We start from the raw sequence: 22,843 nt of genomic DNA, 5'->3' as shown, positions 1-22,843 counted from the left end.
CCCGAACGCTCCAGCACCGCGCGAATCACCGTCGCGCCCAGCTCCGGTGCCGCGATCTTCGCGAGCGAGCCGCCGAATTTGCCGACCGCGGTCCGCGCGGCCGATACGATCACTACGTCCGTCATGTTCTCTTCCTGCATTGAAATCAGTGGGTCGATCCGTATTGCGCGCCGGTACGGCGCGGCGGCCGCGCGCGAACGCCATGCGGCCGGCGATGCGGTTGCACGTTCGCGCGCTCATGCGCGCCGCGCATCCGCCCGCGTCCGGGCACGCTGCGGCGAACCGGACGTACGCCGATCACCGCGCGGCACACGCGGCGGCCGGCGCCCGCCGGCGCCGCTCAATCAGTGTCAGTGTCGCGCCTGCGCGCGACACGCGCTCATGCAGCCGATTCGCGCGAAGCGGCTTCCTTGCGAGCGGCGGCGGCGGTCTGCTTGGCGCCGCGGGCCGTCGTTTCGCTGACCGCGTCGAAACCGCTTTGCGCGGCCTCGATCGCCTGCCCCGTCGCTGCGCGCACGGAGTCGGCCGCGGCCGTCGCCGCGGACAGCGCCGAGTTCAGTGCGGCGACCACGGCGCCCGAACCTGCCGGCGCATGCTTCGTCAGTTCGCCGACCACTTCCTTCACGCGCTTGTCGTTCTGTTCGTACTGCGCCTGGGCAACCTTCGCCCACTCGGCCTGCGTCGACACCGCGATATCGAACAGATGGCGACCGTATGCGACGGCCTTGCCGGCGGCTTCCTGCGGTGCGGCGACTTGCTGCGCGAAGCCTGCCGCCGGGTTGCTCGCGTTGAACGCGTTCTTCAGCTTGTCCTCGTATTCCTCGAGCGCCGTCTTGGCCGCTTGGAGGTTGAGTTCGACGACTGCCTCGAAACCATTAATTGCCGGACGGGCAATCGCGAACCACGCGGCGATTCCGAACTGATAATCGGCGGCGAATTTTTCGGGGGCAAATACGGACATCGGGCACGCTCCTGTTGGCAATGCGAGAGACGACGTAAAGAAAAATGGAAGGCAGATCGAGGGCCTGCTTCCTTATTCACAACCCTCAGACACGATTGACTGCGAAGAGTTGAGGATGGCCATTTTAGATGGATTAATTGTCAATTAAATTGCATTAATGCTAGGTGAAAACCCTTAGCAGCCGAAGCGCCTGCTCCACGACAGTGCGCGTTCGTAATAGGGTCATGTCGCAGCGCCTTGTCCGGAAACGATTTTTACCTTTTTACAGGATAACCCACCGTTGCCAACTGCAACATTTACCCTGTCATTATTCCCGTTATTAGAAAAAGGGCGCGCATTGAAAATGGGGCGGATTCTTATGTAATCGTTTTCCAGATTTATTTTGAAATCGTTCCCGAGATTATTAATGACGAATTCAATGATCGTATATAAATCGCCGGGACGTGCGACGGCGCCCGCCCTTCACCCGACCAGTTCGCGATGCAGCGCGCGAAACTCCTGCGCGAGCTTGTGCGCCGGCTCGAGATGGATCACCGGCGTCGACTGCTGATGCGACTCGCGGATCTTCACCGACGCCGACAGCCGCGACGCCAGCACCGGCAGCCCTTCCTCGACGAGTTCGTCGACCAGTCGCTGCGGCAGGCTCGCACGCGGCTGAAACTGGTTGATGACGATCCCTTCGACCTCGAGCGCCGCGTTGTGGTCCTGCTGGATTTCCTTCACGTTCTCGAGCAGCGTATACAGCGCCCGGCGCGAGAAGTCGTCGCAGTCGAACGGAATCAGGCAACGCTCGACCGCGATCAGCGCCGAGCGCGTGTAGAAGTTCAGCGCGGGCGGCGTGTCGATGTAGACGGCATCGTAGGTGTCGAGCTCGTTGAGCGCATCGCGCAGCTTGTAGATCTTGTAGCGCGACTCGAGCTTGCCGTGCAGCGTGTCGAGGTCCGGATGCGCGGGCATCACGTCGAGCCCGTCGAACGGCGTCGGATGGATGAACGATGCGACGTCGACCGGCCGGAAGTTGAACGTCAGCGCGGTCTCGAAGAATTCGGCGACGCCGGGATGCGCGTCGGCCGCGCGATCACCGAGCAGGTAGCGGGTGGAATTCGCCTGCGCGTCGAGGTCGATGACGAGCGTGCGCAGCCCTTCGCTCGCACTGATCGCCGCCAGGTTGCAGACGATCGTCGACTTGCCCACACCGCCCTTCTGGTTGAACACGACCCGCCGCATGGTGTCTCCTTCGATCGAAACGTCGAAAGAACGAGCTTAGCCGGTCAATCGTGGCGGCCGCGTGACATAGGTCAGATGCGCGGCAACGGCCCTGACACATGACGGTTGCCGGGCACGCTCCATCGGTCCGAGGTCGCGAGGATCCTGTTCAGCAGTTGCGGTCCCTCGGCGCGATTTCGTCGGCGTGAAGCCCGCGAGATGTTCGCCGCGGCGGGGAGCGCGTCAGCCACGGCCGGTCTCCGGGGCGCGGGGGCGTAAACGAAAAAAGACCCGAAGGTCCGTGCCAAGCGATTCGCTTGACTCGGACATTCGGGCCCATTCCGGTGCGGAATGCCGACGTTCCGTCAGAACGGAATATCGTCGTCCATCTCGTCGAAACCGCCGCCTGCCGGCGCGCTCGGACGGCTCTGACCACCACCGGCACCGCCTGCACCGCCGCGCGGCGCACCACCGGCACGGCCGCCGCCACCGCCGCGTTCCATCTGTTCGCCGCCGCGACCGCCGCCACCACCACCGTAGCCGCCGCCGTAACCACCTTCGTCACCGCCGCCACCGCCGCCGCCCGAACCGCCGCGGCCGCCGAGCATCTGCATCTGGTCGGCGACGATTTCGGTCGAATAGCGATCCTGGCCGTCCTGGCCCTGCCACTTGCGCGTGCGGATACGGCCCTCGATATAGACCGACGAACCCTTCTTCAGGTATTCGCTGACGATTTCGGCGAGACGGCCGAAAAACGCGACGCGGTGCCACTCGGTCATTTCCTTGAAATCGCCGCTTGCCTTGTCCTTGTAGCGATCGGTCGTCGCGAGACGGATGTTCGCAACCGCGTCGCCGCTCGGCAGGTAACGGACTTCAGGATCGGCGCCGAGATTGCCGACGAGGATGACCTTGTTGACGGATGCCATGTGTTTCTCCAGTAAATTCGATGCCGGGCCGCCCGCGAATGTCGTCGGAGCGGCCCGCCGGGCAAGCCGGCGAGCGCCGCCGGTGCCTGCCCGAAAAGAGGGTTCAGGCCTTGCGCGGCGGCGCTTTCATGCTGGCCGCGATTATAAGCCACGCCGCCACGAGCCCCGAGCATGCATAGAAGACGGTGTTCGCGCCGCCGTGCTTCAGCAGCCAGCCGCCCACGATGCCGCCGAGCGCAAGCCCGATCGATTGCGTGGTGTTGTAGACGCCCGTGGCCGCGCCCTTGCGTGAACCGGGCGCGAGCTTCGACACGAGCGACGGCTGCGACGCTTCCAGGATGTTGAAGCCGAGGAAGTACACGAACAGGATCGCCGCCACAATCAGGATGGTATGCGGTGCGCTGCCGAGCAACAATTGGCCGATCAGGATAGCCAGAATGCCGCCGAGCAGCACCGGCTTCATCTTGCCCCGTTTTTCCGCGACGATGATCGCCGGGACCATCATCACGAACGCGAGTCCCATCACCGGCAGGTAGACCTTCCAGTGCGCGGCGACTGGCAGCCCGCCGTCGACCAGCAGGCGCGGCACGACGAGGAACAGCGCCGTCTGCGTCGCGTGCAGCACGAGCACGCCGAAGTTCAGGCGCAGCAGCTCGCCGTTGTGGAGCACCTCGCCGAACGGCGCCGGCACGTGCACGGGCTTCGCCGCATCGGGCACGATCCACATCACGACGCCGATCGCGAGAATCGACAGCACGCCGACGATCGCGAACAGCCCGCTCATCCCGACCCAGTGGAACACGATCGGCGCGCCGACGATCGCGACCGCGAACGACACGCCGATCGAGCCGCCGACCATCGCCATCGCCTTCGTGCGGTTCTGTTCGGAGGTCAGGTCGGCGATGAACGCGAGCACCGCGGACGACACGGCGCCCATGCCCTGGATCACGCGGCCGACGATGATCCACGTGATGTCGTGCGCGAACGCGGCGACGAAGCTGCCGAGCGCGAAGATCAGGAGGCCGGTGGCGATCACGGGCTTGCGGCCGAACTTGTCCGACGCCCACCCGTAGAAGATGTACAGCAGCGACTGCGTGACGCCGTAGGCCCCGAGTGCGATGCCGACGAGCAGCACGTTGTCGCCGCCCGGGATGGTTTTCGCGTAGACCGAGAAAACCGGCATGATCATGAACAGGCCGAGCATGCGCAGCGCGAAGATCGCCGCGAGCGACGTGGTCGCGCGCAGTTCGGGCGCACTCATGCGGGAAGACGTGGCGGACGGATTGGACATCGGGAATGAATTTCGAATGATCGGAATGTCCGCCCGGCGGCGGGCGGCGGAAGATCAGGGCCACCGGCCCGGCGGGCCTGGCAGGCGCTTTCCGGGACTGCTTTCCGGGACGTCACGCAGGCTGCCCGCGGGCCACCTCGAGCCGTGCGGCGCGACCGCTTCCCCGGCGTGGACACCGCCTTGCTGCCAGCTGCTGCAAAGGCTGGGGGCCCCCAACGACGGCCTCGAAAAGCCGTTATAGTAGCAGGTTTGGTTCCCTCCATTTTCGCCAGGTTCATGGAACAGATCCGTATCCGTGGGGCACGCACCCACAACCTGAAAAACGTCAATCTCGACCTGCCGCGCCACAAGCTGATCGTGATTACCGGGTTGTCCGGGTCGGGCAAGTCGTCGCTCGCGTTCGACACCCTTTATGCCGAAGGCCAGCGCCGCTACGTCGAAAGCCTGTCCGCGTACGCCCGCCAGTTCCTGCAACTGATGGAGAAACCCGACGTCGACCTGATCGAGGGCCTGTCGCCCGCGATCTCGATCGAGCAGAAGGCGACGTCCCACAACCCGCGTTCGACCGTCGGCACAGTCACCGAAATCCACGACTACCTGCGACTTTTGTTCGCACGTGTCGGCACGCCGTATTGCCCCGACCACGACATCCCGCTCGAGGCGCAGAGCGTGTCGCAGATGGTCGACGCGGCGCTCGCGCTGCCCGAGGAAACCAAGCTGATGATCCTCGCGCCCGTCGTCGCGAACCGCAAGGGCGAGCACGCCGAGCTGTTCGAGGACATGCAGGCGCAGGGCTTCGTCCGCTTTCGCGTGCGCTCGGGCGGCGGCACCGCGAACGAGGGCGTCGCGAAGATCTTCGAGGTCGAGTCGCTGCCGAAGCTCAAGAAGAACGACAAGCACACGATCGACGTCGTGGTCGACCGGCTGAAGGTGCGCCCGGACATGAAGCAGCGCCTCGCCGAATCGTTCGAGACCGCGCTGCGCCTCGCCGACGGCCGCGCGATCGCGCTGGAAATGGACACCGACCGCGAACACCTGTTCAGCTCGAAGTTCGCGTGCCCGATCTGCTCGTACTCGCTGCAGGAGCTCGAGCCGCGCCTGTTCTCGTTCAACAACCCGATGGGCGCGTGCCCGGAATGCGACGGCCTCGGCCAGATCACGTTCTTCGATCCGAAGCGGGTCGTCGCGCATCCGTCGCTGTCGCTCGCGGCGGGCGCCGTGAAGGGCTGGGACCGCCGCAACCAGTTCTATTTCCAGATGCTGCAGAGCCTGGCGGCGTTCTACGAATTCGACATCGACGCCGCGTTCGAAGACCTGCCGGAGAAGATCCGCAAGGTGCTGCTGTTCGGCTCGGGCAAGCAGACGATCCCGTTCTCGTACATCAACGAGCGTGGCCGCACGACGATCCGCGAGCACGTGTTCGAAGGGATCATCCCGAACCTCGAGCGCCGCTACCGCGAAACCGATTCGGTCGCGGTGCGCGAAGAGCTCGCGAAATACCAGAACAACCAGCCGTGCCCGTCGTGCGACGGCACGCGGCTGCGCCGCGAGGCACGCCATGTGCGGGTCGGCACCGGCGACTACGCGCGCGGCATCTATGAAATCAGCGGCTGGCCGCTGCGCGACGCGCTCGGCTATTTCGACGGCCTGTCGCTCGACGGCGCGAAGCGCGAGATCGCCGACAAGGTGATCAAGGAAATCGTCGCGCGCCTGACCTTCCTGAACAACGTCGGCCTCGATTACCTGTCGCTCGAGCGCAGCGCCGAAACGCTGTCCGGCGGCGAGGCGCAGCGGATCCGGCTCGCGTCGCAGATCGGCTCGGGCCTGACCGGCGTGATGTACGTGCTCGACGAGCCGTCGATCGGCCTGCACCAGCGCGACAACGACCGCCTGATCGCGACGCTCAAGCACCTGCGCGACCTCGGCAACTCGGTGATCGTCGTCGAGCACGACGAGGACATGATCCGCACGGCCGACTACGTCGTCGACATGGGCCCCGGCGCGGGCGAGCACGGCGGCGTGGTGGTCGCCGAAGGCACGCCGAAGCAGGTGCAGTCGAACCCGCAGTCGCTGACGGGCCAGTATCTGGTCGGCAAGCGCACGATCGAGTATCCGGACGAGCGGATCGCGCCCGATCCGGAGCGGATGCTGCGCATCGTCGACGCGCACGGCAACAACCTGAAGCACGTCGATCTCGAGCTGCCGGTCGGGCTGTTGACCTGCATCACCGGCGTGTCGGGTTCCGGCAAGTCGACGCTGATCAACGACACGCTGTACCACGCGGTCGCGCGCCACCTGTACGGCTCGTCGGCCGAGCCGGCGCCGCACGAGGCGATCGAAGGCCTCGAGCACTTCGACAAGGTGATCAACGTCGACCAGTCGCCGATCGGCCGCACGCCGCGTTCGAACCCGGCCACCTACACGGGCCTGTTCACGCCGATCCGCGAGCTGTTCTCGGGTGTGCCGACCGCGAAGGAGCGCGGCTACGATCCGGGCCGCTTCTCGTTCAACGTGAAGGGCGGCCGCTGCGAGTCGTGCCAGGGCGACGGCGTGCTGAAGGTCGAGATGCACTTCCTGCCGGACGTCTACGTGCCGTGCGACGTGTGCCACGGCAAGCGCTACAACCGCGAAACGCTCGAAGTGCAGTACAAGGGCAAGAACATCAGCGAAGTGCTCGACATGACGGTCGAGCACGCGTACGAATTCTTCAGCGCGGTGCCGGTCATTGCCCGCAAGCTGAAGACGCTGCTCGACGTCGGCCTCGGCTACATCCGCCTCGGCCAGTCGGCCACGACGCTGTCAGGCGGCGAGGCGCAGCGCGTGAAGCTGTCGCTGGAACTGTCGAAGCGCGACACGGGCCGCACGCTGTACATCCTCGACGAGCCGACCACCGGCCTGCACTTCCACGACATCGCGCTGCTGCTCGAAGTGATCCACCGGCTGCGCGATCAGGGCAACACGGTCGTGATCATCGAGCACAACCTCGACGTGATCAAGACCGCCGACTGGGTGATCGACCTCGGCCCCGAGGGCGGCGCCGGCGGCGGCCAGATCATCGCGCAGGGCACGCCCGAGCAGGTCGCGAAGACGAAGGCGAGCTTCACCGGCAAGTACCTCGCGCCGTTGCTCAAGCGTCCGACCCGCAAGGCGGCGGCCGGCTGACACTTTCCGTTCCCGCGCGCGGCTGCCGGCCGCGCGCGTCCGGCGCCCGCGGCGGCGCCGGCCTCATCGTTTTCCCTTCTGCGGTTTTCCCTTCTGCGTTTACACCACGAGCCAAACTGCCCCGTGGCGGACCATAATGGCAGCTATACTTTACGGTCGTAAGGTTCGCCATCCGCACCAATCCGGTGCGGCACCGGGCGACCGCCGTCCTGCCGCCCACCGCGCGGCGCGACACACGAACGACAGGAATCCACGATGGAGAAGCAACAAGAGTCGCGCGACGCGCAGAACCGCGAGCCGCACCTGCGCAGCGTGCGGCTGACGAGCGACTTCAGCCTGCCGAAGCTGTCGGCAATCGAGATCGGCAGCTACCTGTTCGCCCTCGTCGCGATGGTGCTCGTCATCGAACTGAAGCTGCTGGGCGGGCTGCTGGCCGGCATGCTGGTCTATCAGCTGATCCACACGATCGCCCCGGTGGTCGAACGCCACACCACGAGCATGCGGGCGCGCTGGGTCGCCGTCGTGCTGCTGTCGATCGCCATCGTCGGCGGGCTCACGGGCCTGACGATCGGCATCATCGAGCACTTCGAGCACACGGTGCCGAACCTGCAGAGCCTGCTCGACCAGCTGATGCAGATCGTCGAGCAGACCCGCGCCCGCACGCCGTCCTGGATCGCGAGCCTGCTGCCGGTCGACGTCGAACAGATGAAGACCAAGGCGGCGCTGCTGATGCACTCGCACATGGATCAACTCCAGCAAGGCGGCAAGAGCGTCGCGCGCGGCTTCGGCCACGTGCTGTTCGGGATGATCATCGGCGCGATGATCGCGATCGGCGTCGAGCACGGCAAGGTGCGCCGGCCGCTGTCGACCGCGCTCGTCACGCGCGTGTCGCGCTTTGCCGAATCGTTCCGCCGGATCGTGTTCGCGCAGATCAAGATCTCGGCGATCAACGCGGCTTTCACCGGCATCTACCTGCTCGTCGCGCTGCCGATCTTCCACCAGCGGTTGCCGCTGTCGAAGACGCTCGTGCTCGTCACGTTCATCGTCGGCCTGCTGCCGGTGATCGGCAACCTGATCTCGAACACGCTGATCGTCGCGGTGTCGCTGTCGGTCAGCATGGGCACCGCGATCGCGTCGCTCGCGTTCCTCGTCGTGATCCACAAGTTCGAATACTTCCTGAACGCGAAGATCATCGGCGGCCAGATCGAGTCGCGCGCGTGGGAGCTGCTGCTCGCGATGCTGATCATGGAAGCCGCATTCGGGCTGCCGGGCGTGATCGCCGCGCCGATCTTCTATGCGTACCTGAAGCGCGAGCTGTACATGCTGCGGCTGATCTGACGCCACCCGCCCCGGCGCGTCGCGCGCCTCACACGAAAAAAAACGCCGCGCCCCGTCAAGGGCGCGGCGTTTTTGCATGCGGGCCAGCGGGCCGGACGGCCGATGGCCGCCCCGAACCGCCGATCAGCGGAACACGACCGTCTTCGTCCCGTTCAGCACGATCCGGTGCTCGACGTGCCACTTCACGGCGCGCGCGAGCGTCACGCACTCGACGTCGCGGCCGATCGCGGTGAGCTGGTCGGGCGTCATGCTGTGATCGACGCGCTCGACTTCCTGCTCGATGATCGGGCCTTCGTCGAGATCGGTCGTCACGTAGTGCGCGGTCGCGCCGATCAGCTTCACGCCGCGGTCGAACGCCTGGTAGTACGGCTTCGCGCCCTTGAAGCTCGGCAGGAACGAATGGTGGATGTTGATCGCCCGGCCGGCGAGCTGCTGGCACATGTTCGGCGACAGGATCTGCATGTAGCGCGCGAGCACGACGAGATCGGCCTGGTGTTCGTCGATCACTTCGAGCACGCGCGCTTCCTGCGCGGCCTTCGCCGCATCGGACGAACCGCCGACGAGCGGGAAGTGATGGAACGGGATGTTGTAGCTCGCGGCGAGCTGGTAGAACTCCTTGTGGTTCGACACGATCGCCGGGATCTCGATCGGCAGCTGGCCGGTGCGGTAGCGGAACAGCAGGTCGTTGAGGCAGTGGCCGATCTTCGACACCATGATCACGACGCGCGGCTTCACGGCCGCGTCGTGCATCTCCCAGCGCATCGCGAACTGCTCGGCGAGCGGCGCGAATTCGTTGCGAAGCGTGTCGAGCGCCGACGCGGCATCCGCGCCGCCACCGTCCTGCACGAAGTGCACGCGCATGAAGAACTCGCCGGTGCGGCTGTCGCCGAACTGCGCCGAATCGAGGATGTTGTTGGCGCGCTCGAACAGGAAGCCCGAGACCGCGTGGACGATGCCGTGCCGGTCGGGGCACGACAGTTTCAAGATAAAGCTGTGATCGGTCGACATGACCGCTACTCCCTTCGTTTCGGTATTCGTCAAATAGGCCGTTCGTTCGGCCGCGCTCGTGCCCGCGCTCGGGCCGGCGTGCTGCGCGTTACGCGGCCGGCGCGAACAGCGCGTCGATGCCCGCCGCGTCGGCCGCCGGGAGCCAGCGATGGCGCAGCAGCGTGTCGAGCATCGCGAGGCTCGCATCCATCGTCGCGCGGCCTTCGCGCAGCCAGCCGATCACCTCGGACACACCGGCCAGCAGGTGCTCGGCCACTTCGCCATCCTGGTTGTGCGGCGCGAAGTCGCGCGGCAGCGGCAGGTCGTACACGAAGATCAGTTCGGACTGCGTGCCTTCCGGCAGCGAGCACAGCACCTGCACCGCCCGGCCCGCGATCGCGCGCGCCGCCAGTTCGGCCGGCATGCCGGCCTCTTCCCAGCATTCCTTCGTGAGCGTCTCGTGAACGCCCAGGCCCCAGCCAATGCCGCCCGCGACGACATTGTCGAGCATGCCGGGATCGGTGGCCTTGGTCGCGCTGCGGCGGCCGAGCCACATCCGCGGCACGGCCGGCTCGCCCGGCGCAACCGCATATTCTACGATGCCGTTCAGGTGCACCGCATAGGTCTGCGTGCCGAAGAAGCGCGACGCGGCGCGTTCGATATACGCGAGCGGCGGATCGTCGAAGCGGTTGCGGATCGCGTAGATCTCGTCGCGCCAGCCCGGAATCGCGCCCTCGGCCGCGAGCGCGCCGATCGCGCTCGCGAGCGCCATGCTGCGCGCGTCGACCGTGTCGTAACGCGCCGACAGCATGACGCGCGCGTCGGTCAGCTCGAACACGTCGGGCCAGCGGGCGAGCTTCGCGACGTCCTGGCGACGCACCCAGCCGACCTGCTCGCCGGCGATCTCGAAACGCAGATGCGCGGCCGGATCGAAGCGGCGCGCGGCCGCGATGCACGGAAACGTCATCGGGTTCAGTCCTTCAGCGCGACGCGGATGCCGATCGCGATGAAGGTCGCGCCGGCGATGCGGTCGAGCCACACGCCGGCCTTCGGGCGGCGCTTCAGCCATGTGCCGATCGCGCCCGCGCCGACGCCGAACAGCGAGAACACCACGGCCGTCTGCAGCATGAACAGCGCGCCGAGCTCGAACATCTGCAGCGTCACGGCCTGCGCGCCGTGCGGATCGACGAACTGCGGCAGGAACACGACGAAGAACAGCGTGACCTTCGGATTCATCAGGTTGCCGATCACGCTCTGCCGGAAGATCGCACCAAGCGGCTGCGGCGGACGCTCGTGCGCGTTCGCGAGCCCTTGGCTGCGCAGCGCCTTGATGCCGATCCACACGAGGTACGCGGCGCCCGCGAGCTTCAGTATCTGGAACGCGACCGGCGACGAGCGCAGCACGGCCGCGACGCCGAGCGCCGCGAGCGTCGTATGGAACAGGATCCCGGCCGTGAAGCCGAGCGCGGCGACGAAGCCAGCCGCGCGGCCCTGCGAGATGCCGCGCGCGAGCACTTGCAGGTTGTCGGGACCCGGCGCGAACGTGATCGCGATCGACGTGGCGAGAAACAGCATGAAGTTGGGCATCGTGACCTCGCGGCGTGGGCCGGCGTCCAGTGGTTCAGTGGCCGGCGAATTCGGTGACGGTATAGACGGGCAGCCCCGCGTTGCGCAGCAGCGTCGAGCCGCCGAGATCGGGCAGATCGATGATCGCAGCGCCTTCGACGACGACCGCGCCGAGCCGCTGCAGCAGGTTGCGCCCCGCCATCATCGTGCCGCCGGTGGCGATCAGGTCGTCCATGATGATCACGCGGTCGCCGGCGCGGCACGCGTCTTCGTGGATCTCGACGGTCGCGCTGCCGTATTCGAGGTCGTACGACTCCGAGCACGTCTTGTACGGCAGCTTGCCGACCTTGCGGATCGGCACGAAGCCGACGCTCAATTCGTACGCGACGATCGGCGCGATGATGAAGCCGCGCGCGTCGAGCCCCGCGACGTAGTCGAGCTTCGCATCGACATAGCGTTCGACGAACAGATCGACGAGGATGCGCAGCGCCTTCGGGCTCTGCAGCAGCGTCGTGATGTCGCGGAACATCACGCCCGGCTGCGGCCAGTCGGGCACGGTGCGGATCTGGCTGTGGATGAAGGCGACCGGATCGAGCGGTGCGCCCGACGACGAATGCGGCATGAAACTCTCCGAAAAAAACGGTGCGCGAAGATCGGGCACCGTTTCGAACAAATACGGGTCAGGTTATCGAATCGCGACTCAGGCGACCGCGGCCGGCGGCTCGCGCCGATGGCGCGACAGCCGCTCCTCCGCAAGCGCGAGCGCTTCGGGCAGCCCGCGCAGCACGACGATGTCGCTCGCGCGCAGCTTGGTCTGCGGGTCGGGCTCGACGCCGCGGATGCCGTGCCGGCGGATCGCAGTAACTTCCAGCCCGAGCGCATACAGCCCGAGCTCCTCCAGCGAGCGCCCGACCGCGTCCGCGCGCGCATCGACCGGCACCGATTGTAGCCGCACCTGCTCGTGATCGTCGTCGTCCGCATCGTCCGCGCCGCGGAAATAGCCGCGCAACAGGCTGTAGCGCTCGTCGCGCATCTCCTCGACGCGCCGCACGACCTTGCGCATCGGCACGCCGACCAGCACCAGCGTATGCGACGCGAGCATCAGGCTGCCCTCGACGATCTCCGGGATCACCTCGGTCGCGCCGGCCGCGAGCAGCTTCTCGAGATCGGCGTCGTCGACCGTGCGCACGATCGCCGGCAGCGTCGGCTCCAGCTCGTGCACGTGATGCAGCACGCGCAGCGCGGACGGCGTGTTCGCATACGTGATCGCGACGGCCGCCGCGCGATGGATACCGGCCGCGAGCAGCGACTCGCGGCGTGCCGCGTCGCCGAACACGACCGATTCGCCGGCCGTCGCGGCCGCACTCACGCGATCGGGGTCGAGGTCCAGCGCGACGTACGAAATGCCTTCCTGCTCGAGCATGCGCGCGAGGTTCTGCCCCGCGCGGCCGTAGCCGCAGATGATCACGTGGCCGCGCTGCTTGAGGCTTTGCGTCGCGATCCGCGTCATCTGCAGCGACTGCTGCATCCATTCCGTCGACGACAGCCGCATCACGATCCGGTCGGCGTTCTGGATCAGGAACGGCGCGGCGAGCATCGACAGCAGCATCGACGCGAGGATCGCCTGCAGCAGCGTCGAATCCACGAGATGCCGGTCGAGGATCAGGTTCAGCAGCACGAAGCCGAATTCGCCGGCCTGCGCGAGGCCGATGCCGGTGCGCATCGCGACGCCCGGTGTCGCGCCGAACAGCCGCGCGAGGCCCGCGATCATCGTCCCCTTGAACAGGATCTGCCCGACGAAGAAGCCGAACACGAGCAACGGATGCTCCCAGATCACGCGCGGATCGAGCAGCATCCCGGTCGTCACGAAGAACAGGCCGAGCAGCACGTCGCGGAACGGCTTGATGTCTTCCTCCACCTGATGGCGGAACGGCGTCTCCGAGATCAGCATGCCCGCGATGAACGCGCCGAGCGCGAGCGACAGGCCGAAGCGGTCGGTGATGAACGCGGCGCCGAGCGTGACGAGCAGCAGGTTCAGCACGAACAGCTCCTGCGAGCGGCGCCGCGCGACGACGTTGAGCCAGCGCGTCATGAAACGCTGCCCGACGATCAGCAGCAGCGCCAGCGCGATCACGATCTTGACCGCCGCGAAACCGAGCGTGAGCGCGAGATCCTTCGACGACTCGGCGCCGAACGCGGCGATCACGATCAGCAGCGGCACCACGGCCAGATCCTGGAACAGCAGCACGCCGAAGATGTTGCGGCCGTGCGCGGTCTCGATCTCGAGCCGCTCGGCGAGCATCTTCGACACAATCGCCGTCGACGACATCGCGAGCGCGCCGCCGAGCGCGATGCAGCCCTGCCACGTGATGTGCACCCAGCGCTCGAACAGCATGCCGAGCGCCAGCGCGAGCACGAGCGTCGCGACCACCTGCAGGAGGCCCAGCCCGAACACGAGCCGCTGCATCGCCCGCAGCTTCGCGAGCGAGAATTCGAGGCCGATCGAGAACATCAGGAACACCACGCCGAATTCCGCGAGATGCTCGGCCCGCTCCAGATCCGCGGCGACGCCGAACGCGTGCGGCCCGACCAGGATGCCGACGGTCAGGTAGCCGAGCATCGGCGGCAGGTTCAACGAGCGAAATACGACGACGCCCACCACCGAGGCCAGCAGCAGCAGCAGGGTCATTTCGAGCGGGGAAATCACGGGCGAAGCGTCCTCGTTCGTCGGGGCCACGGCAATGCGGGCGCGGGTGGTGGCGGTGGGCAAGCGGCATCGGACGAGTCCGAAGGCGCGGCGCGGCGAACAAACGCCTTTGCTATACTCCGCGCATGATAGCGAAAATCAATGATGATCGGGCGCTCGCGCTCGCCCGCGACGTGCTCGACATCGAGGCGGACGCCGTGCGCGCGCTGCGCGACCAGCTCGACGGCGACTTCGTCCAGGCCGTCGCGCTGCTGCTCGGCTGCCGCGGCCGCGTCGTCGTCTCCGGCATCGGCAAATCGGGGCATATCGCCCGCAAGATCGCGGCCACGCTGGCGAGCACCGGCACGCCGGCCTTCTTCGTCCACCCGGCCGAGGCCAGCCACGGCGACCTCGGCATGGTCACGTCGGACGACGTCTTCATCGGCATCTCCTATTCCGGCGAGTCGGAAGAACTCGTCGCGATCCTGCCGCTCGTGAAGCGGATCGGCGCGAAGCTGATCGCGATCACGGGCCGTGCGGAGTCGAGCCTCGGCACGCTCGCCGACGTGAACCTGAACGCCGCGGTCTCGAAGGAGGCCTGCCCGCTGAACCTCGCCCCCACCGCGAGCACGACCGCCGCGCTCGCGCTCGGCGATGCGCTCGCCGTCGCGGTGCTCGATGCGCGCGGCTTCGGCTCCGAGGATTTCGCGCGCTCGCATCCGGGCGGCGCGCTCGGCCGGCGCCTGCTCACCCACGTGCGCGACGTGATGCGCTCGGGCGACGACATTCCGCGCGTCGGGCTCGACGCGACGTTGTCGGACGCACTGTTCCAGATCACCGCGAAGCGGCTCGGCATGACCGCCGTGGTCGACGCCGACGGCCGCGTGGCCGGCATCTTCACCGACGGCGACCTGCGCCGCGTGCTGGCGCGCGACGGCGATTTCCGCACGCTGCCGATCGTCGACGTGATGACGCGCAAACCGCGGACGATCGGCCCCGACCATCTCGCGGTCGAAGCCGTGGAACTGATGGAGCGCCACCGGATCAACCAGATGCTGGTGGTCGATGCCGACGGCGCGCTGATCGGCGCGCTGAACATGCACGACCTGTTTTCGAAGAAGGTGATCTGATGAGCGCAGCGCTGACTGCGGCCGAACGCGCGAGCCGCGTGAAGCTGATGATTTTCGACGTCGACGGTGTGCTGACCGACGGCGGCCTGCTGTTTACCGCGGCAGGCGACGCGATGAAGTCGTTCAATTCGCTCGACGGCCACGGCGTGAAGCTGCTCGGCGAGGCCGGTATCGCGACCGCGATCATCACCGGCCGCCGCTCGGAAATCGTCGCGGCCCGCGCGAAGGAAATGAAGATCGCTCATCTGTTCCAGGGCGTCGAGAACAAGCTCGCCGTGTTCGACGACCTGATCGCGTCGCTCGGCATCACCGCCGACGCCGCCGGCTACATGGGCGACGACTGGCCCGACCTGCCGGTGATGCTGCGCTGCGGCTTCGCGACGGCACCGGCCAACGCGCACCCCGAGGTGATCGCCCGCGCGCACTGGGTGGCCGAGGCCCGCGGCGGCAACGGCGCGGTGCGCGAAGTCTGCGACGCGATCCTGCGCGCGCAGCGCCGCTACGACGCGCTGCTCGCGGCTGCCTGCGGAGCCTGACGGATGAACACGCATTTCCGCTGGACCCAGCTGCTGCCGCTCGTCGCGGTCGCCGCACTCGCGGGCATCACGTGGTGGCTGCTGCAGGCGACGCTGCCGCCGCCCGGCGAAGGCACCGTGCAGCCGAAGCGCCACACGCCCGACTATTTCGCGGACAACTTCTCGGTCACCGAGCTCGACCAGACCGGCACGACGCAATACCGCCTGACGGCCGCGAAGCTGATCCATTACGAAGACACTGAAAACAGCGACCTGACCGATCCGGCCATGCGCGCATTCCAGCCCGGCAAGCCGGTCGTGACGACCACCGCGAAGCGCGGCACCGTCAACGGCGACGTGTCGATCGTCGACTTGTACGACGACGCGCGCATCCTGCGCGTGGCCGGCGGCGGCGATCCGCAGATGCAGGCCGATTCCCAGCATTTCCGGATCTTCGTCAATGACGATGTGATCCAGACCGAAAAGCCGGTTAAACTTCAGCGCGGCCTGTCGCTCGTCAACGCGACCGACGGCATGAAGTACAACAACGTCACCCGGGTCATCGAGCTTTACGGCAACGTGCGCGGCACGATCGCCGCTGCGGACACGTCCGGCGGCTCGAAAGGGCAATCCAGGTGACGCATCCCTCACGTGACTGCATGAACGAACCGTTCCCTCGACAGAATTCCGGCGGCGCTGCGCGCGCCGTCCGCGCCGCGCTCGCCGCGACGCTCGTGGCGCTCCCGCTCGTCGGGCTGGCGCCGCTCGCCCATGCCGAGAAGGCCGACCAGAACAAGCCGATCAACGTCGAGGCCGACAACCTGACCTATGACGACCTGAAGCAGGTGACGGTCGCGACCGGCAACGTCGTGATCACGAAAGGCACGATCATCATCAAGGGCGACCGCGTCGAAGTGCGCCAGGATCCCGAAGGCTATCAGTACGCGACGTCGTTCGGCAGCGGCAAGAAGCACGCGACGTTCCGCCAGAAGCGCGAAGGTCTCGACGAATACATCGACGGCGACGCCGAGCGCATCGACTACGACGGCAAGCAGGACCTGACGACGCTGACGACCGCCGCGACCGTTCGCCGCCTGCAAGGCACGTCGACGATCGCCGATACCGTGCACGGCAGCGTGATCACGTACGACGGCCAGCGCGACTTCTACACCGCGAAGGGCGGCAAGGACGTCGCCGCGCCGGGCAACCCGAACGGCCGCGTGCGCGCGATGCTGTCGCCGAAGAACGGCGGCCCCGGGCAGCTGAACGGCGCGCCGGCGAAGCTGTCGCCGTCGACCACGATCCAGGGAGCGCCGGGCCAATGAACGCGCTTCCGAACCGCCAGCCGGCCGGCACGACGAGCTCGCTCGTCGTCCGCAACCTGAAGAAACGCTACGGCTCGCGCACGGTCGTCAAGGACGTGTCGCTCGACGTGAAGAGCGGCGAAGTCGTCGGCCTGCTCGGCCCGAACGGCGCCGGCAAGACGACGTCGTTCTACATGATCGTCGGCCTCGTGCCGCTCGACGCGGGCGAGATCTCGCTGAACGGCAGCTCGATCAGCCTGCTGCCGATCCACAAGCGTGCGTCGCTCGGCCTGTCGTACCTGCCGCAGGAAGCGTCGGTGTTCCGCAAGCTGACCGTCGAGGAAAACATCCGCGCGGTGCTCGAACTGCAGCACGGCGAAGACGGCAAGCGGCTGTCGAAGGACGCGATCGCGTCGCGCACCGAGGCGCTGCTCGACGAGCTGCAGATCGGCCATCTGCGCGAGAACCCGGCGCTGTCGCTGTCGGGCGGCGAACGCCGTCGCGTCGAGATCGCGCGCGCGCTGGCGACCAACCCGAACTTCATCCTGCTCGACGAACCGTTCGCAGGCGTCGACCCGATCGCGGTGCTCGAGATCCAGAAGATCGTCAAGTTCCTGAAGCAGCGTAATATCGGCGTGTTGATTACCGATCACAACGTCCGCGAAACGCTCGGCATCTGCGACCACGCATACATCATCAGCGACGGTTCGGTGCTCGCCGCCGGCGCGCCGAGCGAAATCATCGAAAACGAAAGCGTGCGCCGCGTGTACCTCGGCGAACACTTCCGCATGTAACTTCCCCCGTGGCTGGCCGCCGCTCCGGCGCCCGGCATCGCCGCGTGGGGCCGCGCCCGCGCGCCCCGCACGGCGGCCCCTGCGGCCGTACGCCGCGCCGCGCGTAATCGCGGATGGCTCAAGGCGCCTGGGTCGTGGCAAACTGCCGGTATGACTCCCTCTCTGCCATGAAAGCCAGCCTTCAACTCCGCCTGTCGCAACACCTGGCACTGACGCCGCAACTGCAGCAGTCGATCCGGCTCCTGCAGCTGTCGACGCTCGAACTGCAGCAGGAAGTCGCGATGGCCGTCGCGCAGAATCCGCTGCTCGAGAACGATGACGAATGGATCGCGAGCCCGCTGCGCGTCGCGGCGGACGGATCGTTGATCGCGCAGACGCCTCCCGGCCAGAACACCGAGCCGGGCGCCGCGAACGGCAGCAGCCAGTCGAGCGATCGCGCCGAGCGCGACGAGCCGGCCGCTGCCGACGAATACGACAGCTACGCATCGGGTGACACCGGTGACGGCCCGCAGTGGAATCTCGACGAGTTCGGCCGCTCCAGCGGCGCATCGGACGACGACGACCTCCCGCCGCTGCAGGTGCAGGAAGCGGCGACGTCGCTGCGCGACCACCTGTCCGCGCAATTGCGCGTCACGCAGGCCAGCCCGCGCGATCGCGCGCTCGTGATGTTCCTGATCGAATCGCTCGACGACGACGGCTACCTGACCGCCTCGCTCGACGAAGTGCTCGCCGACCTGCCGCCGGAACTGGAAATCGACTGCGACGAGCTGAATGCGGCGCTCGCGCTGCTGCACAGTTTCGACCCGGCCGGGGTCGGGGCCCGCTCGGCGTCGGAATGCCTGAAGCTGCAGTTGTTGCGCCTCGATCCGTCCCCCACGCGCACGCTCGCACTGGAGATCGTGTCGCAGCATCTCGAACTGCTCGCCGCGCGCGACTTCACACGGCTGCGCAAGCACCTGAAGGCGAGCGACGATGCGCTGCGCGACGCGCACGCGCTGATCCGTTCGCTGGAGCCGTTCCCCGGCGCCGCGTACGGCAAGGCCGAGGCGGACTACGTCGTGCCCGACATCATCGTGAAGAAGGCCGGCCAGGGCTGGCTCGCGGAACTCAATCCGGAAGTGATGCCGCGCCTGCGGATCAACAACCTGTACGCGAACATCCTGCGCAACAGCCGCGGCGATCCGTCGGCCGGATCGTTGAAACAGCAGCTCCAGGAAGCACGCTGGCTGATCAAGAACATTCAGCAGCGATTCGACACGATCCTGCGTGTCGCGCAGGCTATTGTCGAACGTCAGAAGAATTTCTTTGCGCACGGTGAAATTGCCATGCGCCCCTTGGTTTTGCGGGAAATAGCTGATACGCTGGGCCTACACGAGTCGACTGTCAGCCGTGTGACAACAGGCAAGTACATGCTGACCCCGTTCGGGACGCTTGAATTTAAGTACTTCTTCGGATCACACGTTTCGACCGACACCGGAGGCGCCGCATCGTCGACCGCCATCCGAGCCCTGATCAAGCAACTGATAGGAGCTGAAGACCCAAAATCGCCACTTTCGGACAGCCGCATTGCCGAGCTGCTGGCAGAACAGGGATTCGTGGTCGCGCGCCGCACGGTTGCCAAGTATCGCGAAGCCCTCAAAATCCCGGCAGTGAATCTGCGCAAGTCTCTTTAAGCCTGCTGCCTGCCCGGCGGCAGGCGTGTTCCGGCCACCGCGCACACGGGGAACAGGCCGGGCGACTCGTCCGCGAATTTGCCGCTACCTGCGGCAGGGGCAAGTCGACCGGAGCGCCGCCTCGATGCGGCCGGGTGGTCACTCGCTTGGAGAAGCACTATGAACCTGAAGATCAGTGGACATCATCTCGAAGTCACGCCTGCAATTCGCGAATACGTGATCACCAAGCTGGACCGGGTGCTACGGCATAGCGATCAGGTGATCGATGGCACTGTGATCCTCTCGGTCGACAATCACAAGGAAAAGGACAAGCAGCAGCGCGCGGAAATCAACCTGCACCTGAAGGGCAAGGACATCTTCGTCGAAAGCGCGAACGGCAACCTGTATGCTGCGATCGATCTGCTGATCGACAAGCTGGATCGCCAGGTCGTCAAGCACATGGAGCGTCTGCAGACCCATGCGCACGACCCGATCAAGCTGCAGCCGTCGATCGATCAGATCGAACTGCCGCCGCAATAACGTTCACCGCAATACACACGCCGCCCGGTTCGCCGGGCGTTTTTTTGTGTCCGAGCGGCAGTGGTGCGACCGGTCCGTCCATGCCGCGCCACGCGCGCGGCTGTGCTCTATAATGTTCCGGTTATCGCCGGGGGGCGTTGGGTGCGGTAGCTGCCTTGCAGGTTTCCGATGCCGAACGCCTTGATATCGCCGAACATGGAAAATCAGTCTGCCGCCGCAAGGAGACCCCAGGCCGCCCAATCGCCTGCCAACATGAATCGCCTAGCCAAAATCCTGCCCATAGAGAACGTCGTCATCGACCTCTCCGTCACCAGCAAGAAACGCGTCTTCGAACAAGCCGGGCTGATGTTCGAGAATCAGAACGGCATCGCCCGCAGCACCGTCACGGACAACCTGTTCGCGCGCGAGCGCCTCGGCTCGACCGGGCTCGGCGAAGGCGTCGCGATTCCGCACGGGCGCATCAAGGGTCTCAAGCACCCGCTCGCCGCGTTCGTCCGGCTCGCCGACGCGATCCCGTTCGAAGCCCCCGACGGCCAGCCCGTCGGTCTCCTGATTTTCCTGCTCGTCCCCGAGCAAGCCACCCAGCAGCACCTCGAGATCCTGTCGGAAATCGCGCAACTGCTGTCCGATCGCGACGCGCGCGAGCGTCTGCACAACGAAACGGATATCGCCGAGTTGCATCGCCTGCTCACTCAGTGGCAACCTTGAGTTGATCCGGGCGGAATTTTTCCGGTACGAGGCGGCACGCGCCGCCTTCCAGGGCCGCCCGGCATGGCGACGTCCGTCGCCGCGCGCCTGAACACCGGCCCATTGGAGTGACGAGAGTCATGGATACGTCCAGCATCAACGCCCAGAGCATCTTCGACGACAACGCGGCCACGCTGAAGCTGAGCTGGCTGACGGGGCATGAAGGCTGGGAGCGCGGTTTTTCGGCCGACACCGTCGGCAACGCAACGTCGAGCGCCGACCTCGTCGGCCACCTGAACCTGATCCACCCGAACCGGATCCAGGTGCTCGGCGAAGCCGAAATCGACTACTACCAGCGGCAAACCGACGAAGACCGCTCGCGCCACATGGCCGAGCTGATCGCCCTCGAGCCACCGTTCCTCGTCGTCGCCGGCGGCGCCGCGGCACCGCCCGAACTCGTGCTGCGCTGCACGCGCTCGTCCACGCCGCTGTTCACGACGCCGATGTCGGCCGCTGCGGTGATCGACAGCCTGCGGCTCTACATGTCGCGGATCCTCGCGCCGCGCGCGACGCTGCACGGCGTGTTCATCGACATTCTCGGGATGGGCGTGCTGCTGACCGGCGATTCGGGCCTCGGCAAGAGCGAGCTCGGCCTCGAGCTGATCAGCCGCGGCCACGGCCTCGTCGCCGACGACGCGGTCGATTTCGTCAGACTTGGCCCCGATTTCGTCGAAGGCCGCTGCCCGCCTCTGCTGCAGAACCTGCTCGAAGTGCGTGGCCTCGGCCTGCTCGACATCAAGACGATCTTCGGTGAAACAGCGGTGCGCCGGAAAATGAAGCTGAAACTGATCGTCCAGCTCGTGCGTCGCCCGGACGGCGAATTCCAGCGCCTGCCGCTCGAAAGCCAGACGGTCGACGTGCTCGGCCTGCCGATCAGCAAGGTCACGATCCAGGTGGCGGCCGGCCGCAACCTCGCGGTGCTCGTCGAGGCGGCCGTGCGGAACACGATCCTGCAGTTGCGCGGAATCGACACGTTGCGCGATTTCATGGATCGGCAACGACTCGCGATGCAAGATCCCGATAGTCAGTTCCCCGGCAAGCTCGTGTAACGCTCCCACGCGCCGGCCTCGCAGCGCCGACGCGTCGAGCCGGTGCTATGATGAAACGTCAGGATTCTCTGCTTCCCATGCGCATCGTCCTCATCACCGGCATCTCCGGCTCAGGCAAGTCCGTCGCGCTGAACGCGCTCGAAGACGCAGGCTACTACTGCGTCGACAACCTGCCGCCGCACGTGCTGCCCGAACTCGCCCGCTACCTGGCCGACGGCGGCCAGCACCGGCTCGCGGTCGCGATCGACGCGCGTTCGAGCGCGTCGCTGGACGAAATGCCCGGCCTGATCCGCGCGCTGTCGCTCGAGCACGATGTCCGCGTGCTGTTCCTCAACGCGAGCACGCAGGCACTGATCCAGCGCTTCTCCGAAACGCGCCGGCGCCACCCGCTGTCCGGCTCGCCGTCGCACGACGCGAACGTCGGGCTGCTGTCCTCGCTCGAGGAGGCGATCGAGCGCGAACGCGAGCTGGTCGCACCGCTCGCCGAATTCGGTCACCAGATCGATACCAGCACGCTGCGCGCGAACGTGCTGCGCACGTGGGTCAAGCGCTTCATCGAACAGAAGAACAACGACCTGATGGTGATGTTTGAGTCGTTCGGCTTCAAGCGCGGCGTGCCGCTCGATGCCGACCTGATGTTCGACGTGCGCGCGCTGCCGAACCCGTACTATGACCATGAGCTGCGCCCGCTCACCGGGCTGGACCAGCCGGTCATCGCCTTCCTCGACGCACTGCCGATCGTCCACCAGATGATCGACGACATCCATGCGTTCCTGACGAAATGGCTTCCGCACTTTCGCGAAGACAACCGCAGCTACCTGACCGTCGCCATCGGCTGCACGGGCGGTCAGCATCGCTCGGTGTTCATCGCGGAAACGCTCGCCGCGCGCCTCGCGCACGATGCGAACGTGATCGTGCGGCATCGTGACGCGCCCGTGGATGTCGACGCGTCGTCGCGGCTCGTCGCCGAGGTCGAACGACCTTAGCGA

Annotated in this window: 21 protein-coding genes and 1 pseudogene; 12 read left to right on the top strand and 10 right to left on the bottom strand. The window is 66.5% G+C overall.

Going from position 1 to position 22,843, the window contains the following annotated elements; all coding sequences use genetic code 11:
- The 5 genes and pseudogenes from HWX25_RS17455 to HWX25_RS17435 all read right to left on the bottom strand — a co-directional run.
- Positions 1 to 125: pseudogene (locus tag HWX25_RS17455) on the bottom strand (acetyl-CoA C-acetyltransferase); the annotation flags it as partial.
- 254 nt (positions 126 to 379) lie between these two features.
- Entirely contained in the window at positions 380 to 961 is a 582-nt protein-coding gene (phaP, locus tag HWX25_RS17450; protein ID WP_175909356.1) for a TIGR01841 family phasin, read from the bottom strand.
- Between the two features lie 462 nt (positions 962 to 1,423).
- Positions 1,424 to 2,188 carry a ParA family protein gene (locus HWX25_RS17445; protein ID WP_059526069.1) on the bottom strand — a complete coding sequence of 255 codons (765 nt, stop codon included), beginning with the start codon at positions 2,186 to 2,188 and terminating at the stop codon, positions 1,424 to 1,426.
- A 344-nt stretch (positions 2,189 to 2,532) separates the two neighbouring features.
- On the bottom strand, positions 2,533 to 3,093 hold the full coding sequence (locus HWX25_RS17440) for a single-stranded DNA-binding protein (RefSeq protein ID WP_059819793.1): 561 nt from the start codon (positions 3,091 to 3,093) through the stop codon (positions 2,533 to 2,535).
- A 103-nt stretch (positions 3,094 to 3,196) separates the two neighbouring features.
- The gene (locus HWX25_RS17435; protein ID WP_059451442.1) at positions 3,197 to 4,384 is read right to left on the bottom strand and encodes an MFS transporter; all 1,188 of its coding nucleotides are present in this window, start codon (positions 4,382 to 4,384) and stop codon (positions 3,197 to 3,199) included.
- A gap of 276 nt (positions 4,385 to 4,660) precedes the next feature.
- On the opposite strand from HWX25_RS17435, the gene uvrA reads away from it, so the two are divergent.
- Together uvrA and HWX25_RS17425 are read left to right on the top strand one after the other, a co-directional pair.
- Positions 4,661 to 7,546, top strand: coding sequence for an excinuclease ABC subunit UvrA (uvrA, locus tag HWX25_RS17430; protein WP_059526073.1), 2,886 nt, complete (start codon positions 4,661 to 4,663; stop codon positions 7,544 to 7,546).
- A gap of 255 nt (positions 7,547 to 7,801) precedes the next feature.
- Positions 7,802 to 8,884, top strand: coding sequence for an AI-2E family transporter (locus tag HWX25_RS17425; protein ID WP_059819795.1), 1,083 nt, complete (start codon positions 7,802 to 7,804; stop codon positions 8,882 to 8,884).
- A gap of 123 nt (positions 8,885 to 9,007) precedes the next feature.
- Here HWX25_RS17425 and purU read toward each other — a convergent pair whose 3' ends face one another.
- The 5 genes from purU to HWX25_RS17400 all read right to left on the bottom strand — a co-directional run bounded on the left by purU (position 9,008) and on the right by HWX25_RS17400 (position 14,144).
- On the bottom strand, positions 9,008 to 9,892 hold the full coding sequence (gene purU / locus HWX25_RS17420) for a formyltetrahydrofolate deformylase (protein WP_059526077.1): 885 nt from the start codon (positions 9,890 to 9,892) through the stop codon (positions 9,008 to 9,010).
- A gap of 88 nt (positions 9,893 to 9,980) precedes the next feature.
- Complete coding sequence (locus HWX25_RS17415) at positions 9,981 to 10,838, bottom strand: DUF4743 domain-containing protein (RefSeq protein WP_175909354.1); 858 nt, start codon at positions 10,836 to 10,838, stop codon at positions 9,981 to 9,983.
- 5 nt (positions 10,839 to 10,843) lie between these two features.
- Entirely contained in the window at positions 10,844 to 11,458 is a 615-nt protein-coding gene (locus tag HWX25_RS17410) for a LysE family translocator (RefSeq protein ID WP_059819797.1), read from the bottom strand.
- A 34-nt stretch (positions 11,459 to 11,492) separates the two neighbouring features.
- Complete coding sequence (locus tag HWX25_RS17405; RefSeq protein WP_059526281.1) at positions 11,493 to 12,059, bottom strand: adenine phosphoribosyltransferase; 567 nt, start codon at positions 12,057 to 12,059, stop codon at positions 11,493 to 11,495.
- A gap of 78 nt (positions 12,060 to 12,137) precedes the next feature.
- Positions 12,138 to 14,144, bottom strand: coding sequence for a monovalent cation:proton antiporter family protein (locus HWX25_RS17400; protein WP_059819992.1), 2,007 nt, complete (start codon positions 14,142 to 14,144; stop codon positions 12,138 to 12,140).
- Positions 14,145 to 14,269: 125 nt separating this feature from the next.
- Here HWX25_RS17400 and kdsD point away from each other — a divergent pair, with 125 nt between their 5' ends.
- The 10 genes from kdsD to rapZ all read left to right on the top strand — a co-directional run bounded on the left by kdsD (position 14,270) and on the right by rapZ (position 22,840).
- Positions 14,270 to 15,253, top strand: coding sequence for an arabinose 5-phosphate isomerase KdsD (gene kdsD, locus HWX25_RS17395; RefSeq protein WP_059526084.1), 984 nt, complete (start codon positions 14,270 to 14,272; stop codon positions 15,251 to 15,253).
- Positions 15,253 to 15,789, top strand: a complete 537-nt coding sequence (locus HWX25_RS17390; RefSeq protein WP_059526086.1) for an HAD family hydrolase — start codon at positions 15,253 to 15,255, stop codon at positions 15,787 to 15,789. The genes kdsD and HWX25_RS17390 overlap by 1 nt, the downstream gene beginning before the upstream one ends.
- A gap of 3 nt (positions 15,790 to 15,792) precedes the next feature.
- Positions 15,793 to 16,407: an LPS export ABC transporter periplasmic protein LptC gene (gene lptC, locus HWX25_RS17385; RefSeq protein WP_059451451.1), complete on the top strand. Its 615-nt coding sequence runs from the start codon at positions 15,793 to 15,795 to the stop codon at positions 16,405 to 16,407.
- A gap of 20 nt (positions 16,408 to 16,427) precedes the next feature.
- Positions 16,428 to 17,093, top strand: coding sequence for a lipopolysaccharide transport periplasmic protein LptA (gene lptA, locus HWX25_RS17380; RefSeq protein ID WP_059464489.1), 666 nt, complete (start codon positions 16,428 to 16,430; stop codon positions 17,091 to 17,093).
- Positions 17,090 to 17,866, top strand: a complete 777-nt coding sequence (gene lptB / locus HWX25_RS17375) for an LPS export ABC transporter ATP-binding protein (protein ID WP_021162599.1) — start codon at positions 17,090 to 17,092, stop codon at positions 17,864 to 17,866. The genes lptA and lptB overlap by 4 nt, the downstream gene beginning before the upstream one ends.
- A 167-nt stretch (positions 17,867 to 18,033) precedes the next feature.
- Positions 18,034 to 19,539, top strand: a complete 1,506-nt coding sequence (locus tag HWX25_RS17370) for an RNA polymerase factor sigma-54 (protein WP_059819799.1) — start codon at positions 18,034 to 18,036, stop codon at positions 19,537 to 19,539.
- 159 nt (positions 19,540 to 19,698) lie between these two features.
- Positions 19,699 to 20,058 carry a ribosome-associated translation inhibitor RaiA gene (raiA, locus tag HWX25_RS17365; protein ID WP_006477786.1) on the top strand — a complete coding sequence of 120 codons (360 nt, stop codon included), beginning with the start codon at positions 19,699 to 19,701 and terminating at the stop codon, positions 20,056 to 20,058.
- Between the two features lie 168 nt (positions 20,059 to 20,226).
- Positions 20,227 to 20,766 (top strand): PTS sugar transporter subunit IIA, encoded by a 540-nt coding sequence (locus HWX25_RS17360; RefSeq protein WP_059526091.1) that lies wholly within the window; start codon positions 20,227 to 20,229, stop codon positions 20,764 to 20,766.
- Between the two features lie 119 nt (positions 20,767 to 20,885).
- Entirely contained in the window at positions 20,886 to 21,854 is a 969-nt protein-coding gene (gene hprK / locus HWX25_RS17355) for an HPr(Ser) kinase/phosphatase (protein ID WP_011353227.1), read from the top strand.
- Between the two features lie 77 nt (positions 21,855 to 21,931).
- The gene (gene rapZ / locus HWX25_RS17350; RefSeq protein WP_059526093.1) at positions 21,932 to 22,840 is read left to right on the top strand and encodes an RNase adapter RapZ; all 909 of its coding nucleotides are present in this window, start codon (positions 21,932 to 21,934) and stop codon (positions 22,838 to 22,840) included.
- The last annotated feature ends 3 nt before the right edge of the window (positions 22,841 to 22,843 follow it).

Origin of the sequence: Burkholderia sp. BCC1640 (genome assembly GCF_902833125.1) — a bacterium.
GTDB lineage: Bacteria > Pseudomonadota > Gammaproteobacteria > Burkholderiales > Burkholderiaceae > Burkholderia > Burkholderia diffusa.
Note: the sequence above shows the minus strand (reverse complement) of the source record. Positions and strands in the feature narration are given on the sequence as shown.

Excerpts from the sequence above, each read along its gene's own strand:
- HWX25_RS17445 (WP_059526069.1), bottom strand. The coding sequence starts at position 2,188 with ATGCGGCGGGTCGTGTTCAACCAGAAGGGCGGTGTGGGCAAGTCGACG.
- lptC (WP_059451451.1), top strand. The coding sequence starts at position 15,793 with ATGAACACGCATTTCCGCTGGACCCAGCTGCTGCCGCTCGTCGCGGTC.
- HWX25_RS17440 (WP_059819793.1), bottom strand. The coding sequence starts at position 3,093 with ATGGCATCCGTCAACAAGGTCATCCTCGTCGGCAATCTCGGCGCCGAT.
- uvrA (WP_059526073.1), top strand. The coding sequence starts at position 4,661 with ATGGAACAGATCCGTATCCGTGGGGCACGCACCCACAACCTGAAAAAC.
- lptA (WP_059464489.1), top strand. The coding sequence starts at position 16,428 with ATGAACGAACCGTTCCCTCGACAGAATTCCGGCGGCGCTGCGCGCGCC.
- phaP (WP_175909356.1), bottom strand. The coding sequence starts at position 961 with ATGTCCGTATTTGCCCCCGAAAAATTCGCCGCCGATTATCAGTTCGGA.
- HWX25_RS17370 (WP_059819799.1), top strand. The coding sequence starts at position 18,034 with ATGAAAGCCAGCCTTCAACTCCGCCTGTCGCAACACCTGGCACTGACG.
- HWX25_RS17425 (WP_059819795.1), top strand. The coding sequence starts at position 7,802 with ATGGAGAAGCAACAAGAGTCGCGCGACGCGCAGAACCGCGAGCCGCAC.
- hprK (WP_011353227.1), top strand. The coding sequence starts at position 20,886 with ATGGATACGTCCAGCATCAACGCCCAGAGCATCTTCGACGACAACGCG.
- HWX25_RS17415 (WP_175909354.1), bottom strand. The coding sequence starts at position 10,838 with ATGACGTTTCCGTGCATCGCGGCCGCGCGCCGCTTCGATCCGGCCGCG.
- lptB (WP_021162599.1), top strand. The coding sequence starts at position 17,090 with ATGAACGCGCTTCCGAACCGCCAGCCGGCCGGCACGACGAGCTCGCTC.
- rapZ (WP_059526093.1), top strand. The coding sequence starts at position 21,932 with ATGCGCATCGTCCTCATCACCGGCATCTCCGGCTCAGGCAAGTCCGTC.
- HWX25_RS17405 (WP_059526281.1), bottom strand. The coding sequence starts at position 12,059 with ATGCCGCATTCGTCGTCGGGCGCACCGCTCGATCCGGTCGCCTTCATC.
- raiA (WP_006477786.1), top strand. The coding sequence starts at position 19,699 with ATGAACCTGAAGATCAGTGGACATCATCTCGAAGTCACGCCTGCAATT.
- kdsD (WP_059526084.1), top strand. The coding sequence starts at position 14,270 with ATGATAGCGAAAATCAATGATGATCGGGCGCTCGCGCTCGCCCGCGAC.
- HWX25_RS17360 (WP_059526091.1), top strand. The coding sequence starts at position 20,227 with ATGCCGAACGCCTTGATATCGCCGAACATGGAAAATCAGTCTGCCGCC.
- HWX25_RS17410 (WP_059819797.1), bottom strand. The coding sequence starts at position 11,458 with ATGCCCAACTTCATGCTGTTTCTCGCCACGTCGATCGCGATCACGTTC.
- purU (WP_059526077.1), bottom strand. The coding sequence starts at position 9,892 with ATGTCGACCGATCACAGCTTTATCTTGAAACTGTCGTGCCCCGACCGG.
- HWX25_RS17390 (WP_059526086.1), top strand. The coding sequence starts at position 15,253 with ATGAGCGCAGCGCTGACTGCGGCCGAACGCGCGAGCCGCGTGAAGCTG.
- HWX25_RS17435 (WP_059451442.1), bottom strand. The coding sequence starts at position 4,384 with ATGTCCAATCCGTCCGCCACGTCTTCCCGCATGAGTGCGCCCGAACTG.